Consider the following 16048-nt stretch of genomic DNA (forward strand, 5'->3'; position numbering starts at 1 on the left):
CGGCTGGCGAACGACCGTCGGGAGCGAGCACACTGGACCCTTCGTGCGCCGACCGACGGCGCAGAACTCCGAAGCCGTGCGCCATCCGATCCGGTGGTGCCCGACTGAATCGATCAAGACACCACCGATCGAGCGCGAGCACACCGATCGAGACCACCCGCGTCGAGAAGGACTGCACCTGTGACACCACCCTCCGTCGCCTTCGACATCGCTCCCGACACCGACACCGATACCGACACCGCTCCCGGCACGCATACCGACGCCGACCTCGAGGCCGCCCGCCTCCGGCGCCGCCGCCGCACCGGGGCGATGCTGGCCCTCGCGCTCGGCGGGTTCGGCATCGGGACGACCGAGTTCGTGTCGATGGGGCTGCTCCCCGAGATGGCCACGAGCATGTCGGTGTCCGAGCCGACGGCGGGTCATCTGGTCTCCGCGTACGCCCTGGGTGTCGTGGTGGGCGCGCCGGTGATCGCGGCGCTCGCCGCCCGTGTGCCGCGTCGGCTACTGCTGCTCGCGCTGATGGTGGCGTTCACCGCGGGCAACATCGGCACGGTCTTCGCACCGAGCTTCCACGAGTTGGTGGCGTCCCGGTTCGTCGCCGGCCTCCCGCACGGGGCCTACTTCGGCGTCGCGGCGCTGGTGGCCGCGCATCTGGCCGAGCCGGGCAAGCGGGCCCGGTCGGTCGCGCTGGTGATGATGGGACTGTCGGTGGCCAACGTCGTGGGCGTGCCCGCGGCCACGTGGATGGGTCAGGCCATCGGGTGGCGCAGCGCGTTCGCCGTCGTCGCCGTGATCGGCGCCCTGACCGTGGCGGCGCTCGCCGTGTGGCTGCCGAGGCTCGACGCGTTGCCGACCACCGACGCCCGCACCGAACTCGGCGCGTTCCGCCGCCCGCAGGTGCTGCTGACGTTGCTGGTGGGCATGGTCGGCTTCGGCGGCATGTTCGCCGTCTACACCTACATCGCGACGACGCTGACCGACGTGACCGGTCTGAGCAAGGCCGCGGTGCCCCTCGGCCTCGCGATCTACGGACTCGGCATGGTCGTGGGCAACTACGTCGGGGGTTGGCTGGCCGACCGCATGCTCGTCCGTGGCCTGTTCGTCGCCATGACGGCGGTGGCCGTGGTCCTCGCGAGTTTCGTCATCGCTGCCCGGCACCCGGTGTCCGCACTGATCGTGGTGTTCCTCATCGCTGCGGCGGGATCGTCGATCGTGCCGGGACTGCAGACACGGCTGATGGACGTCGCGGCGGACGCGCAGACGCTGGCGGCGTCGATGAACCACGCGGCCTTCAACTTCGCCAACGCCCTCGGTGCGGCGCTGGGGGGCGCCGTCATCTCCGCCGGGCTCGGGTACACCGCGCCCGCCGCGGTGGGTGCGGGTCTCGCCGTGGCGGGACTGGCCGTGCTCGGCGTGTCCGTCGCGGTGGAGAAGCGGGGGCGGGCGCACGACGCCGCCGTCGCGGCCCGTTAGCCTGCCCGTCGTGTCTCGCACCGTCACCACCGTCAACGTCAACGGCGTTCGCGCCGCGGTCCGCAAGGGCATGCTCGACTGGCTCGCGACCTCGTCGGCCGACGTGGTCTGCCTGCAGGAGACGCGCGCGACGGACGCGGAGCTGCGCGCGTGCCTCGACGGCATCGCCGACGCGTGGTCGATCGTCTCGGCCGAGCCGTCGGCGAAGGGCCGCAACGGGGTTGCGATCCTCTCCCGGGTTCCGTCCGTGTCGTCCCGGATCGGCTTCGACGACGAGTTCGCGGAGTCCGGCCGATACCTCGAGGCGCGGTTCGCGTCCACCGACGTCGATCCGGCGCTGACCGTCGCCAGCCTGTATCTCCCGTCGGGCGAGGTGAACACCGAACGGCAGGACGTGAAGGAACGGTTCATGGCGTCGTTCGCACACCACCTGGCCGACCTGGCGGCGTCGGGCGAGCACGTGATCGTCGGTGGGGACTGGAACATCGCCCACACCGAGCGGGATCTGAAGAACTGGAAGGGCAACCGCACCAAGTCGGGGTTCCTGCCGTCGGAGCGGGAGTGGCTCGACGCCCTCGTCGGTGACGACGGAGCGTGGGTCGACGTGGTGCGCGCCCTGCATCCGGACGTCGACGGCCCGTACAGCTGGTGGTCGTACCGCGGCAAGGCCTTCGACAACGACGCCGGGTGGCGCATCGACTACCAGATGTGCACCGCGGCACTCGCCGAGCGCGCCAAGGAGGCGACCGTGGAGCGGGCGGAGTCCTACGACGCCCGGTGGTCCGACCACGCGCCCGTGACGGTCGTCTACCGCTGACCCCCGTGGGGTCGACGCGGCCGTCTGATTGAATCTGTAGACCATGAGCACCGCACCCGGGACCGACGCCCCCGCCCGGAAGGACCGTGTCCTCTCGGGCATCCAGCCCACCGCGGACTCGTTCCATCTGGGCAACTACCTCGGCGCCGTTCGCCAGTGGGTGGACCTCCAGGACGAGTACGAGGCCTTCTACTTCATCCCGGACCTGCACGCCATCACGGTGCCCCAGGATCCGAAGGACCTGCGCGCGCGCACCCGCCGTGCGGCGGCCCAGCTGCTCGCGGTGGGCATCGACCCCGCGCGGTCCACGCTGTTCGTGCAGTCCCACGTGCCGGAGCACGCGCAGCTTGCGTGGGTTCTGAACTGCCTCACCGGGTTCGGTGAAGCCGGCCGGATGACGCAGTTCAAGGACAAGTCGGCGAAGCAGGGGAGCGACCACACCTCGGTGGGCCTGTTCACCTATCCGATTCTGCAGGCGGCGGACATCCTGCTCTATCGCCCGCAGCGGGTGCCGGTCGGCGAGGACCAGCGTCAGCACCTCGAACTCACGCGAGATCTGGCGCAGCGCTTCAACTCTCGGTTCAAGAAGACGTTCGTCGTGCCGGAGGCGCACATCGTCACCGGCATCGCGAAGATCTACGACCTGCAGGAACCCACCGTCAAGATGAGCAAGTCCGGAGCCACACCCGCCGGGCGCATCGAGATCCTCGACGATCCGGCGGTGTCCGCCAAGCGCATCCGGTCGGCCGTGACCGACACCGAACGCGAGATCGTGTACGACGTCGCACGCAAGCCCGGCGTCAGCAACCTGCTGGTGATCCAATCGGCGCTCACCGGCACTCCGGTCCAGACGCTGGTCGACGGGTACGTCGGCAAGGGCTACGGAGACCTCAAGTCGGACACAGCCGAGGCGGTGGCGGAGTTCGTCGCACCGGTCCGCCGCGCCTTCGACGAGTACGTCGGAGACCCGGCCGAACTGGATCGGATTCTGGCCGACGGCGCGGAGCGCGCTCGGGAGATCGCTGCGACGACGCTGGCGCAGGTGTACGACCGCGTGGGATTCCTGCCCCCGAGAAGCTGACCCTGCCCGACGCCGCCCGAGGCCGCCGGACGGCGCTGATCGATCAGCGTCGAGACAGCCTGCGCGCCAACAGGATCAGGCCGACGACGACGATGCCCCCGACCACCCCGACCCCGATTCGGACGGCGCCGTCGGCGGAATCGTCGACGCCCGGATAGGCGCCTCCGGCGTCGACGTCGGACTCGGCCCGCGCGACCGCGGACGGAGCCGTCGTGGCCGACGGGGTCGCGGAGGCTCGGTCGTCGCCGACGGTGTCGTCGGGCGCCAGCGTGCCGACCCTCGCGTCGGGTTGGGCGAATCCGAAGTCGAGCAGCCGGGCGGCCTGCTCCCACGGACGGATCGGCAGGACGTCGGCGGCCATCAACGACACGACCAGGCGTCGCCCGTCCCGTTCGGCCGCGCCCACGAAGGTCTGCCGGGCGTCGTCGGTGTAACCGTTCTTCCCGCCGAGAGTGCCGGGGTAGCGGAACAGCAGCGCGTTGTCGCTGGCCAGGGTGAACCCGGGGCGGTCCTCGTTGAGCGGCAGGTCGGGGTTCACCGGTGCGCCGGGCTGGTCGGGACGCGACGGGTTGTCCGGCTTCGCCGGATCCTTCGGGTAGCCGGGGAACGGAACCTCCTCGGCTGCAGCGAGTTCGGCGAACCGCGGGTCCGCCATGGCGGCCCGGAAGATGACGGCGAGGTCGTACGCGGAGCTGGCCATGCCCGGCCCGTCCAAGCCCGACGGCGTCGCGGTGCGGGTGTCGAGGGCGCCCAGGTCGCGGGCGCGATCGTTCATGGCCTGGACGGCACGCGCGGTGCCACCGAGCTGCCCTGCGAGCGCGTGAGCCGCGTCGTTCCCGGACGCCATCACCAGCCCCTGCAGCAGCTGCCGCACGGTGTACACGCCGCCCTTGCCCAATCCGACGGCGCTGCCCTCGGTCTCGGCGTCCTCCGCGGTCGCGGTCACGCGCGTGTCGAGGTTCAGCGAGTCCAGTGCCACCAGCGCGAGGAGCACCTTGATGGTGCTGGCCGGTCGATAGCGGCCGTGGGGGTCCTTCGCCGCGATGACGGCACCGGTGTCGAGGTCCGAGACGGTCCACGCGGTGGCCGAGATGTCGGCGGGGACGGCCGGCGCACCGTCGGCCAGGATCACGCCGCAGTCGCCGAGGTCGTTGCCACCGACGGGAACGTCGGGAACCGGCACCGGCGCAGGTGCGCTCGACCCGGGGGCCGGGGCCTCGGAGGCGTCGATCGCCGGCGGCGGTGTCTCGCGGTGCGGGCACGAGTTCGTGTCCGGGGTGGCGAACGGTGTGGTGGTCGGCGGGGGCTGTGCCGGTGCGGGTTGTGCTGCAGCGGGGGTGCCGAGCGCGGTGAGCGCGCCGACCGCGAGTACGGCCGCCAGCCGTCGATACCTGGTCATCGTCGTCGAGCGTAGGTGGCGGCCCGGCGCGACCGCGGGAGGTGTCCCGTCCGAGTTCGTGCGTGCGTGTCATGGACTGTGTCGGTGGGTGGCGGTACACTCGAACATACGAGCGACTGGGGGGTCGACAACATGGCTGCAGTGCAGGTGGGGACACGGACCGCGGTGACGCCGTGGGCTGCGCTGGACCACGCCGCGCTCGGCTTGCCTGCCACCACCGACCTCCCGCCTGCGGAAGCACTGGACGCGTTGGTGCACGCGACGGCCGGGGTGTCCTACCTGGAGTGGTTCAAGTACCAGCTCGCGGCGAAGATGCACACGGAGTCGGTGGTGCCGTTCGAGGACGAGGACCGCCGGGAGCTCGATGCGTTCACCCGCTGCGCCGCCTCGATCGCCACCACCCTGTCGATCACTCAGTGGGCGGCGTCCACTCTGCTGACCGATGCGGTCGCGCTGCGGGATCGACTCCCCACGGTCGCGCGCTGCCTGCGGGACGGGGTGGTCACCCCGCACCACATCCGCACCATCGTCTCCCGGACGGAGTTGATCGAGGGGCAGTGCTACGCCGCCCTCGTCGACGCCGACATCGCCGCCGCGTTGCGTAGACCCGGAACCTGGTCTAAGAAGCGGGTGGAGACGATGGTCGACACGATGGTGCACCGCCGTAACCCGGACGCCGTCCGCGAACACCGCGCCAGGGTGGCGCGGGAGCGCAATTTCACCGTGGAGACCGGGCGGGACGGGATGGCGTCGGTGACGGACACCCGGTCCGCCGAGGACACCGCCCTCGCCGCCGCCGCGGTGCAGCGGTTGGCAGGGCAGGTGTGCCCGAAGGACACCCGATCGACGGCGGCGCGGGCATCGGATGCGCACTACGCGTTGGTCACCCGAACCGAGTTCGGGTGCGACTGCGACCGCCCCATCACCGACTGCCGCTACAAGAGCGTCGACGTCAGCACGTTCGCAGCGACCGCGCCGCGGATCGTGATCCACCTGGTCACCGACACCACCACCCTCACCGGCCCCGTCCCCGCACCCGAGACCGACCGGGTCTGCAGATCGCCGCAGCACCTGCCGCGACCGAGCACCGAGTCGACCCCTGCGTCTCCTCTGCCCGAGGCCGATGCCGGCGCCGAGGTTCAGCCCGAACCCGCCGTCAATGGGGAGACGGCCGAGTCGGTGGCGCCGGAGCCGTCTGCGTCGGATCCCGTTGCGTCGGATTCTGTTGCGGAGGACCCGCGCGGATGTGAGGAGCCCGTCGGTCTCGATACCGTCGACGGCGTCGGATTCCTCTCCGGCATCGGCATCATCTCCGGCGCCCACGTCCGCGGCCTCGCCACCGACCCGCGCTCGGTGATCCGCCCACTCGGTGACGGCACCGACACCCCACTCCCGGCAACCCAACCGTCGGACCCCTACCGGCCCTCCGCGGCGCTCGATGCCTATGTGCGGGCGCGTGATCAGTTCTGCACCTGGCCCGGCTGCAACAAGCCGGCGTGGGACGCCGACCTCGACCACATCACCGAATACGACCACACCCACCCCGAGAAGGGCGGGCGCACCGACGCGACCGGACTCGGCGCCAAATGCCGCTTCCACCACCTACTGAAAACGTTCGGCGACTTCGTCGACGACCAGTACCCCGACCCCACCGACCCGAGCAGGCTCATCCGCACCATCACCATCCCCGAAGGACGCACCGTCCTCGGGCCGGCGTTCACCGGCCACGACACCCACCCCGGACTCGACATGATCGTCTTCGGCGACCCACCCCCACCACGAACGTCCGGCCTGACCGAACGCCGACGACCCCCCCGCACCGAGCAGAAACACGCCCGCCGACGACAAGAACGGAACCGCAACCGCCTCCGCAACCTCGGACTCCCCGCAACCCCGGCCGAGGCGGCGGACCACGCACCGCCCCCGTTCTGACGGACCCACCGACGCCGACAGCCGCACCCCGTGATCGAGGTGCGGCTGAGGGTGGTGCCGTGCTGTGCGGGTGGTGCTGCGGCTCAGTCGTTCTGAGGGAAGCCGAGGTTGATGCCGCCGTGGCTGGGATCGAGCCAGCGGGAGGTGACGGCCTTGCCGCGGGTGAAGAAGTGAACACCTTCGGTGCCGTGGGCGTGGCTGTCGCCGAAGAGGCTGTTCTTCCAGCCGCCGAAGCTGTAGTACGCCATGGGCACCGGGATCGGCACGTTGATGCCGACCATGCCGACCTCGACCTCGTTCTGGAACCGTCGGGCGGCGCCGCCGTCGTTGGTGAAGATGGCGGTGCCGTTGCCGTAGGGGTTGTCGTTGATCAGCTGCAGTGCCTCGTCGTAGGTGTCGACGCGCACGACGGACAGGACGGGTCCGAAAATCTCGTCGGTGTAGACGCTCATCTCCGGGGTGACGTTGTCGAGCAGCGTCGGTCCGAGCCAGAACCCGTTGGGGTCGCCGTCGGCCTGCACACCACGGCCGTCGACGACGACGGTGGCGCCCTCGTTCTCGCCGGCGTCGACGTAGGAGGCCACCTTGTCGCGGTGCGCCTTGGTCACCAGCGGTCCCATGTCGGAGCCGCGGGTGCCGTCACCGGTGCGCAGCGGGGTGGTGCGCTCGACGATCTTGGCGACGAGGTCGTCGGCGATGTCACCGACGGCGACGAGGGCGGAGATGGCCATGCAGCGTTCCCCGGCGGAGCCGAAGCCGGCGTTGACCATGGCGTCGGCGGCCAGGTCGAGGTCGGCGTCGGGCAGGACGATGGCGTGGTTCTTCGCGCCGCCGAGGGCCTGGACGCGCTTGCCGTGGGCGGTGCCGGTGGCGTAGACGTACTGCGCGATGGGGGTGGAGCCGACGAAGCTGATCGACTTGATCGCGCGGTTCTCGAGCAGTTCGTCGACGGCGAGCTTGTCGCCTTGGAGGACGTTGAAGACGCCGTCGGGCAGGCCCGCTTCCTTCCACAGCTCGGCGAGCCAGATGCTGGCGGTGGGGTCCTTCTCGCTGGGCTTGAGGACCACGGTGTTGCCGGCGGCGATGGCGACGGGGAAGAACCACATCGGCACCATGGCGGGGAAGTTGAACGGCGAGATGATGCCGACGGGGCCGAGGGGCTGGCGGATGGAGAAGACGTCCACCTTGGTGGAGGCGTTCTCGGTGAAGCCGCCCTTGAGCAGATGGGCGATGCCGCAGGCGAATTCGACGACTTCCTGGCCACGGGAGATCTCGCCGAGGGCGTCGGAGAGGACCTTGCCGTGTTCGGCGGTGATGATCTCGGCGAGTTCGCCCTTGCGGGCGTTCAGCAGCTCGCGGAAGGCGAAGAGCACCGCGGTGCGCTTGGCCAGGGAGGTGTCGCGCCACGCGGGGAACGCGGCTGCGGCGGCGTCGATGACGGCGCGGGCATCCTCGAGGTTGGCCAGCGCGAGGTTCCCGGTGACCTCACCGGTCGCGGGGTTGGTGACCTCGGCGGTGCGGTCGGAGGTTCCGGCGAACGGCTTGCCGTCCACCCAGTGGCCGATGGTGGTGCTCATGACTGTTCCTGCTTTCCGTACTTCGCGACGTGGTCGGTCATCGTCTGCAGCTGGTAGCGGGAGACGTCCCGCGCGTTCTCGTTCTCGGCGAAGACGCTGGACACCATGACGGTGTCGCGGTCGTAGAACCCGATGCGGTCGAGGCCGCCGAAGAACTGGTTCCAATCGACGTCGCCGTCGCCGATCTTCAGATGCTGGTGCACCCGAACGGGATTGCCGGGCGGGTTGGTGATGTAGCGGAGCCCGTGCGAGCGGTGGTGGTCCATGGTGTCCGCGACGTGGACCAGGCGAATCATGTCGCCGGCCTCGTCGAAGACGCGGTCGAGGTCGCCGCCCATGTGGAACTGGTGGCAGGCGACGACCACCATGCCCAGGTTCGGCGAGTTGACCCCGCGGATCACCCGCATCGCCGCCAGCCCGTCCTCGACGAAGTCGTCGGGATGCGGATCGATCAGGACGTCGAGACCCTCGCGCTCGATGATGGGCAGCAGCTCCTCCATCGATCGGTAGAACGCGCGCTCGGACTCCTCCGCCTTCTCGGGTCGACCGCTGAACTCGGTGTTCATCCGCTGCACCCCGAGGTCCACGGTGATCTGGATGGCACGCTTCCAGTACCGCACCGCCGCTTCCCGGGCGTCCTCGTCGGGACCGGACCACCGCAGGACCGGCAGAACCGAGGCGATGCCGACGCCGGCGTCGTCGCAGGCCCGACGGAAGCGTCGGACCAGATCGTCGTTCGCCTTGGGGTGGTTGAAGAACGGGATCATGTCGACGTGCGGGGTGAGCTGCAGCCACTCGTACCCCAGCTCGGCGACGACGCCCGGCAGCTCCAGCAGCGAGTGCTCGTGATGGAACGGGGTGGGATCGAGAGCGACCTTCATGGTCACGCTCCCGAGATGTCGGCGCGGGCGACCATGTCGACCGCCACGGGCTCACCGGACTCGAGGGAGAGCACACCGGCTTCGCAGACCGCGGCGGCGGCGTACCCGTCCCAGGCGCCGGGACCGTCGACGTAGTTGCCCGTCTCGGCGCCTGCGTGCACGGCGTCGACCCACCGCTGGATCTCCACGTCGTACGCCTGCCCGAACCGCTCGACGAAGCCCGGGGTGATGGTGCCGCCGCGGACGCCGGGTGCGGACGTCCGCACGAGGCCGACGTCGAGGCCGATCATGGCGCTGCCGCGCTCGGCGACCACCTCGGTCCTGACCTCGTAGGCGATGCCCGTGGTGACGAAGACCTCCGCGTCGACGTGCCGGCCGGACTCGGTGGTGAAGATCGCAATCTGCGGATCTCGAAGTCCCTCCGGCGCAGCGGGATTGGCCGACGGAGCGATGATCTGGATCTTCGTGATCTCCTCGTCCAGCAGAAACCGGGCGACGTCGACCTCGTGCACCAGCGAGTCGCGCACGATCATGGCGCTGTCGAAGTGGGGCGGCACCTCGGGGTTGCGGTGCGCGCAGTGCACCACGAGGGCGCGGCCCAGGTCGCCGGAGTCGAGGAGCGCCTTGAGCTGCTCGTACTCGCGGTCGAAGCGGCGCATGAAGCCGACCTGGATCAGCTTCTTGCCGGTCGCGGCTTCCGCCCGGACCACCTCGAGCGACGTCTCGACGGACGTCGTCAGCGGCTTCTCGCACATCACGGGCTTGCCGTGCTCGAGGCACGCCAGCAGCTGCTTCTCGTGCGTGGGGCCGGGGGTGGCGAGGACGACGGCGTCGACCTCGGGATCGGCGATGGCGTCGATGGGGTCCTCGACCACGCGGGCACCGGGGACGGTGTCGGCGATCTCGCGGGCCCGCTCGGTGACGTAGTCGTTGACGACGGCGACGCGAGCGCCGGAGATGGTCCGGGTGATGCGCTGGACGTGGTCGGCGCCCATGCGCCCGACACCGAGGACGGCGATGCGGAGTTCGGAATTCACTTCAGGGACGTCCGTTCTGGAAGGAGGTGTCAGGAGAAGGTGACGGCGGGAACGCCGCAGGAGCCGAGGTACTTTCGGGTGCGCTGCGCGATGGGCAGGGGAGCGTCGACCTCGCAGGGGTACATGTCCTGCTCGACGATCGCGAAGAGATCGGCGGTCAGCCGACCCTCGGTCGCGAGCCGCTCGACGGTCTCGAGCAGCGGCGGCATCGCCGGAATACCCAGGGGCGGTTCGGTCATCGCGCCCAGCCGGACCGCCTCGCCGAACGGCAGGTCCTCGGCGAGCACCTTGTCGCGCACCGCTTCGTCGACCTGCTTGAGGTGGAGGTACCCGATGCGCTCGGGAGCGCGCTCGATGATGGCGATGTTGTCGCCGCCGCAGTAGCTGATGTGGCCGGTGTCGAGGCAGAGGTTCACGAACTCGCTCGAGGTGCCGTCGAGGAAGCGGTAGACGTTCTCCTCGGTGTCGACGTGGCTGTCGGCGTGCGGGTGGTACTGCGCCTTGACGCCGTACTGCTCGAACATCCGCTTGCCGAGCTCGTTCATGCCCTCGGTCTTCTTGCGCCACTGGTCGGCGGTGAGGTTCCGGTCCTCCAGGACGGCGCCCGTGGACGGGTCGCGCCACATCTCGGGGATGACGACGACGTGCTTGCCGCCGACGGCGGCGGTCAACTTGGCGACGTCCTCGATCTGCGTCCAGACCGCGTCCCACGCGTCGTCCTGGTGGAGATGCTCGAAGACCGTGCCGGCGGACAGCTTCAGGTTCCGAGCCTCGAGTTCCGCCGTGAGCTTCTGCGGGTCGGTGGGCAGGTAGCCGAAGGGGCCGAGTTCGATCCACTCGTATCCGGACGCGGAGACCTCGTCGAGGAATCGCTCGTACGGGGTCTGCTGCGGATCCTCGGGGAACCACACGCCCCAGGAATCCGGGGCGGAACCGACGCGGATGACGCTCATGGTGAAGCCTTTCGGGACTGGTTGTGCCTGATGTGCTGGCAAGGAAGAACGGGTCACTCGGACGGGCGCAGATACGGACGCTGGATGCGCTTCCACCGCTCGTAGGTGGCGTAGGCGGTCCGTGTGGACTCGAGGGTCGACGTCTCCGACACCGGGACGTCCCACCAGGACTCGGAGTCCGGTGCGGCGATGCGGGGGTCCGTCTCGACGTGGATGACCGTCGAGGTTTCGCTCGCCTTGGCGGCCTTGACGGCGTCGGTGAACTCCGAGCCGGTGGTCACGCGGACGACGTCGACGCCGAGGCTGGCCGCGTTGGCCGCCAGATCGACCGGAAGCAGGTCTCCGTCGAGACGACCCTGGCCGTCCCGGTACCGGTAGGCCGTACCGAATCGCTGGCTGCCGAGCGATTCCGAGAGGGAGCCGATGGAGGCGAAACCGTGGTTCTGCACCAGGATCACGATGACCTTGACGCCTTCCTGCACGGCGGTGACCAGTTCGGTCGCCATCATGAGGTAGGAGCCGTCGCCGACCATGACGAACACGTCCCGGTCCGGCTCCGCCATCTTGGCGCCGATGCCGCCGGCGATCTCGTAGCCCATGCACGAGAAGCCGTACTCGACGTGGTAGCCCTTGGGATCGCGGCTGCGCCACAGTTTGTGGAGGTCGCCGGGCATGGAGCCGGCGGCGCAGACCACGACGTCGCGCGGGTCGGAGAGGGTGTTGGCCAGGCCGATGACCTGATTCTGGTTCAGCGGCGCCGACGTGTCCTCCACGGCGAACACCGAGGACACGGTGTCCTCCCACTGCGCGGCGAGTTCCGCGGTGCGCGTGCGGAAGTCGTCGTCGACGGACCAGTCGCCGAGCGCAGCGGTCAGCGCGCTCAGCGCTTCACGGGCGTCGGCGACGACGGACACGCCGCCCTGCTTGACCGTGTCGAGGGTCGCGACGTTGACGTTGACGAAGCGCACCGACGGGTTCGTGAACGCCGTGCGCGAGGCAGTGGTGAAATCGCTGTAGCGCGTACCGATTCCGATGACGACGTCGGCCTCGGTGGCGAGGGCGTTCGCGGCGGTCGTCCCGGTGGACCCGATCGCGCCGACGGACTGCGGGTGGTCGTAGGGGAGGGCGCCCTTGCCGGCCTGACTCTGTCCCACCGGAACGCCGGTCCGCTCGCAGAACGCGGCCAGGGCGTCGGTGGCGCCGGAGTAGATCACGCCGCCGCCCGCCACGATCAGCGGACGGCGCGCGCTGCGGATCACGGCCGCGGCGCGCTCGATCGCGTCGCTCTGGGGCAGTGTCCGGCCGACGTGCCAGGTGCGCTCGGCGAAGAGCGACTCCGGCCAGTCGAACGCCTCGGCCTGCACGTCCTGCGGAATGGCGACGGTGGCGGCGCCCGTCTCCACGGGGTCGGCGAGCACGCGCATCGCACCGATCAACGCAGCGGGCAGCTGCTCGGGTCGCCACACGCGATCGAAGTACCGCGACAGCGGCTTGAACGCGTCGTTGACGGTGACGTCGCCGCTCGCGGGGAGCTCGAGTTCCTGGAGCACCGGTGCACTGGCCCGGGTGGCGAACGTGTCCGCCGGCAACAGCAGCACCGGCAGTCGGTTGATCGTGGCGAGGGCGGCGCCGGTGAGCATGTTGGTCGAGCCGGGGCCGACGCTCGCGGTGACGGCCCACGTCTGCAGCCGGTCCTTCTGCCGTGCGTAGGCGACCGCGCTGTGCACCATGGCCTGCTCGTTGCGGCCCAGGACGTACGGCAGGGCGGGCTCGGTGCCGGACTCGTGCGCGTCGATCTCCGCCTGCAGCAGCGCCTGACCGAGGCCGGCGACGTTGCCGTGTCCGAAGATTCCGAACGCGCCCGCGAAGAACCGGGCACGCTCGCCGTCGCGTTCGACGTACTGGGCGGCCAGGAATCTCACGACCGCCTGCGAGACCGTCAGGCGGACGGTCGATTCGGCGTTCTCGGTCTTGCTCGCCGAGATGGGTGCGGTGGAGACCACGGTCATGCTCCTCGAGGTGGGGTGGTGGGGGTCCGATGCGGCTCGAGCGGGAGCCGGGGGTCGACCTGCTGGTCGGTCCAGGTGCCGCGGATCCAGGTGTGGTCGGGATCGTCGACGATGTTCCAGGCGCGTTCGGCGCCCGGTCCGGCCATGACGTTCAGGTAGTACATGTGATAGCCCGGTGCGGCCACGGACGGACCGTGGTAGCCGTGGGGCACGAGGACCACGTCGCCCGTCCGGACTTCCTCGAGCACCTCGATAGGCCGCTCGGGGGTGCCGTACACGCGGTGATAGCCGAAGCCGGCGGATCCGTCGGGGCCGTCGGCGATCTCGAAGTAGTAGATCTCCTCGAGGGCGGACTCGTGCTCGGTGTTCTCGTCGTGCTTGTGCCCGGGGTAGGAGGACCAGTTGCCGCCCGGCGTGACGACCTCGCAGGCGATGAGCGAGTCCGCCTCGAACGTGTCCGCGGTTCCGAAGTTGTGGACCTCGCGGCTGCAGTTGCTCGCTCCGCGCAGCTCGACCGTGACGTCGCTCGCCGGCACGTACCGGAACGGCAACCGCGTCCGCGCGCGGGCACCGCACAGAGCAAAGCGACCACCCGAGGTGCTGGCGACGGTGTACGACGAGTCCCGCCCGACGTAGGCGAAGTCGGACGGTCCGTCGAACACCGTGGCGCGACCGGCCAGTTCGACCGTCTCGCCGTCGCAGGTGACCGTGGCCGAGCCGGACAGGGGCACCACCATGATCTCGTCGTCACCGGACTCCAGCTCGGCGGACTCGCCGGCCGCGAGGCGCAGCGTGCGCAGGCTCGATTCGCTCCAGCCGGCCGACTCGGGGGTGACCACCACGTCGAACGGGGCGTCGGCGGAGGCGCCGACCGGGATGTAGTACTCGGAGTTCACGGCCCGTCACCGCACCATCGTCACGGCGGTGTCGACGGCCGCGGCCACGTCGCCGTCGCGGGGGTAGAGCAGGGTGCGCCCGACGATGAGTCCGCGCACGGCTGGAATCTCCAACGCGCGAGACCAACTGGCGAACGTCTCCTCGGGCGCCTCCTGCGGGTCACCGCCGAGCAGCAGCGTCGGCAGGGTGGTTGCGTCCATGACGCGCTCCATGTCGTCGACGACGGGCAGCTTGAGCCACGTGTGCGACGACGTCGACCCGAGACCCTGGGCGACGTGCATGCTCTTGATGACGGCATCGGTGGACAGGTCGTTGACCACCTTGCCGCCCTCACGGCGGCTCAGGAACGGCTCGAGCATCGCGATCAGGCCGTGGGCGGCGAGCTCGTCGATGGCCTGCGCCGTCGCGGTCATCATCGACAGCGTCCCCGGATCGTCGAGCGCGACGCGGTTGAGCATCTTGGCGCCGTTCATCCGGGCCTTCGCGGTGGAGGCGGCCGTGGCTCCGGTCATACGGTCGTCGAGTTCGAACGACGCGCCGGCCAGTCCGCCGCGGTTCATCGACGAGAACACCACCTTGTCCTCGAGCGCGCCGAGGAGCACGAGATCGTCGAGGATGTCCGCCGTCGCGAGCACGCCGTCGACGCCGGGGTTCGCGAGCGCCGTGCGCAGCCGGTCGAGCAGGTCGGTGCGGCTGTTCATCGCGGTGGCGTTCGAGCCGACCGACAGTGCGCCGCGCGCGGGGTGGTCGGCGGCGACGATCATCAGGCGGCCGTTGCCGCGGACGGTGGGCCGCGTGGTGCGGGTGGCCCAGGCGCGCTCGATGGCGCCGGGGTCGGTCGCGCGCAGCGCGGTCACCTCGGCATAGGTGCGGGCGGCGGGCGTCGCGCCGAGAGTCGGTGCGGCCGAGTCGGTCCCGCGGGATTCGGTGTCGGTGAGGACGGTGTCAGACATGAGCGGGCTCCGTCGGATCGGCTGCGGACGCGTCCGCGAGTGCGGCGACTTCGTCCGCGGTGGGCATGGCGGTGGAGCATTCGAGCCGGGAGGCGACGATCGCGCCGGCGGCGTTGGCGTGACGCAGGATCTTCTCGAGCGGCCAGCCGGCGAGCAGGCCGTGGCAGAGCGATCCGCCGAAGCTGTCGCCCGCGCCGAGTCCGTTGACCACGTCGACGGGGTTCGGCGGGACCTCGACCCGCTCGGTGCGGGTCTTGCCGAGCACGCCGCGCGGGCCCTGCTTGACGATGGCCAGGTCCAGGCCGAGGTCGAGGAGGGCGTCGGCTGCGCGATCGGGATCGGTCTCACCGACGGCCACTTCGCACTCCTCGCGGTTGCCGACGGCGACGGTGACGTGCGCGAGGGCGCGCTGGACCTGCTCCGTCGCGGCGGCTGGGGAGTCCCAGAACATGGGCCGGTAGTCGAGGTCGAGCACGGTGAGCGGTGCCCGACCGCGAGCGTCCCACGCCGAGAAATGCGCACTGCGGCTGGGCTCTTCGGACAGTCCGGTGACCGTGGACCAGTAGAGCGCGGCCGCCCGCACGGCGTCGGCGTCGATGTCGTTGGGGCGGATCTGCAGATCGGGGGCCGTCGGCTTCCGGTAGAAGTACAGCGGGAAGTCGTCCGGCGGGAAGATCTCGCAGAAGGTGACGGGCGTGGCGTGGGCGGGATCGGTGACGACGAACGACGCGTCGACGCCGAGGCGCTCCAGTTCCGCGCGCACGTAGCGTCCGAAGGGGTCGTCGCCGGCCCCGGAGATCAGGGCGCTGCGCCGGCCCAGGCGCGCTGCGGCGACGGCGACGTTGGCGGCGCTGCCGCCGAGGAACTTGCCGAACGTGCTCACGTCCTCGAGTCCGACCCCGGTCTGCAGCGGGTAGATGTCGACACCGCTGCGCCCGATGGCCAGGACGTCGAATCCGGCGTGCGGCGTGTCGGGTGCGGCTGTGGTCACGTGATCTCCCGGGGTGTGGGTCGGCGGTGTCGGTAACGGTGAGCGGAT

13 protein-coding genes are annotated in these 16048 nt (G+C 70.2%); 4 read left to right on the plus strand and 9 right to left on the minus strand.

Annotation, left to right across the window (positions count from 1 at the left end; translation table 11 throughout):
* Window positions 1-309: 309 nt before the first annotated feature.
* Genes HQ603_RS03325 through trpS form a run of 3 tightly spaced genes read left to right on the plus strand, consistent with a single transcriptional unit; the run spans window position 310 to window position 3371 of the window.
* On the plus strand, window positions 310-1473 hold the full coding sequence (locus tag HQ603_RS03325; RefSeq protein ID WP_222683253.1) for an MFS transporter: 1164 nt from the start codon (window positions 310-312) through the stop codon (window positions 1471-1473).
* 10 nt (window positions 1474-1483) lie between these two features.
* A complete protein-coding gene (locus tag HQ603_RS03330; protein ID WP_222682890.1) occupies window positions 1484-2290 on the plus strand; it encodes an exodeoxyribonuclease III in 807 nt (268 codons plus the stop codon).
* Window positions 2291-2333: 43 nt separating this feature from the next.
* The gene (gene trpS / locus HQ603_RS03335) at window positions 2334-3371 is read left to right on the plus strand and encodes a tryptophan--tRNA ligase (protein ID WP_222682891.1); all 1038 of its coding nucleotides are present in this window, start codon (window positions 2334-2336) and stop codon (window positions 3369-3371) included.
* Between the two features lie 43 nt (window positions 3372-3414).
* On the opposite strand, the gene HQ603_RS03340 is transcribed toward trpS, so the two are convergent.
* Complete coding sequence (locus tag HQ603_RS03340) at window positions 3415-4770, minus strand: D-alanyl-D-alanine carboxypeptidase family protein (RefSeq protein ID WP_222682892.1); 1356 nt, start codon at window positions 4768-4770, stop codon at window positions 3415-3417.
* A gap of 132 nt (window positions 4771-4902) precedes the next feature.
* Between HQ603_RS03340 and HQ603_RS03345 the strand changes: the two genes are divergently transcribed.
* A complete protein-coding gene (locus HQ603_RS03345; RefSeq protein ID WP_222682893.1) occupies window positions 4903-6702 on the plus strand; it encodes an HNH endonuclease signature motif containing protein in 1800 nt (599 codons plus the stop codon).
* A gap of 83 nt (window positions 6703-6785) precedes the next feature.
* Here HQ603_RS03345 and HQ603_RS03350 read toward each other — a convergent pair whose 3' ends face one another.
* Genes HQ603_RS03350 through iolC form a run of 8 tightly spaced genes read right to left on the minus strand, consistent with a single transcriptional unit; the run spans window position 6786 to window position 16000 of the window.
* Window positions 6786-8279, minus strand: coding sequence for a CoA-acylating methylmalonate-semialdehyde dehydrogenase (locus HQ603_RS03350; protein ID WP_222682894.1), 1494 nt, complete (start codon window positions 8277-8279; stop codon window positions 6786-6788).
* A complete protein-coding gene (locus HQ603_RS03355; RefSeq protein ID WP_222682895.1) occupies window positions 8276-9160 on the minus strand; it encodes a sugar phosphate isomerase/epimerase family protein in 885 nt (294 codons plus the stop codon). The genes HQ603_RS03350 and HQ603_RS03355 overlap by 4 nt, the downstream gene beginning before the upstream one ends.
* A 2-nt stretch (window positions 9161-9162) precedes the next feature.
* Window positions 9163-10197, minus strand: coding sequence for a Gfo/Idh/MocA family protein (locus HQ603_RS03360; RefSeq protein ID WP_068102080.1), 1035 nt, complete (start codon window positions 10195-10197; stop codon window positions 9163-9165).
* 29 nt (window positions 10198-10226) lie between these two features.
* The gene (locus HQ603_RS03365) at window positions 10227-11150 is read right to left on the minus strand and encodes a sugar phosphate isomerase/epimerase family protein (protein WP_068102078.1); all 924 of its coding nucleotides are present in this window, start codon (window positions 11148-11150) and stop codon (window positions 10227-10229) included.
* Window positions 11151-11203: 53 nt separating this feature from the next.
* Window positions 11204-13159, minus strand: a complete 1956-nt coding sequence (gene iolD / locus HQ603_RS03370; RefSeq protein WP_222682896.1) for a 3D-(3,5/4)-trihydroxycyclohexane-1,2-dione acylhydrolase (decyclizing) — start codon at window positions 13157-13159, stop codon at window positions 11204-11206.
* On the minus strand, window positions 13156-14055 hold the full coding sequence (gene iolB, locus HQ603_RS03375) for a 5-deoxy-glucuronate isomerase (protein ID WP_222682897.1): 900 nt from the start codon (window positions 14053-14055) through the stop codon (window positions 13156-13158). The genes iolD and iolB overlap by 4 nt, the downstream gene beginning before the upstream one ends.
* 6 nt (window positions 14056-14061) lie before the next feature.
* Window positions 14062-15009 (minus strand): Cgl0159 family (beta/alpha)8-fold protein, encoded by a 948-nt coding sequence (locus tag HQ603_RS03380; protein WP_261773203.1) that lies wholly within the window; start codon window positions 15007-15009, stop codon window positions 14062-14064.
* On the minus strand, window positions 15002-16000 hold the full coding sequence (gene iolC / locus HQ603_RS03385) for a 5-dehydro-2-deoxygluconokinase (protein WP_222682898.1): 999 nt from the start codon (window positions 15998-16000) through the stop codon (window positions 15002-15004). The genes HQ603_RS03380 and iolC overlap by 8 nt, the downstream gene beginning before the upstream one ends.
* Window positions 16001-16048: the final 48 nt, after the last annotated feature.

It is taken from the genome of Rhodococcoides corynebacterioides (assembly GCF_019834675.1).
In the GTDB taxonomy this organism is placed as follows: Bacteria; Actinomycetota; Actinomycetes; order Mycobacteriales; family Mycobacteriaceae; genus Rhodococcoides; species Rhodococcoides corynebacterioides_A.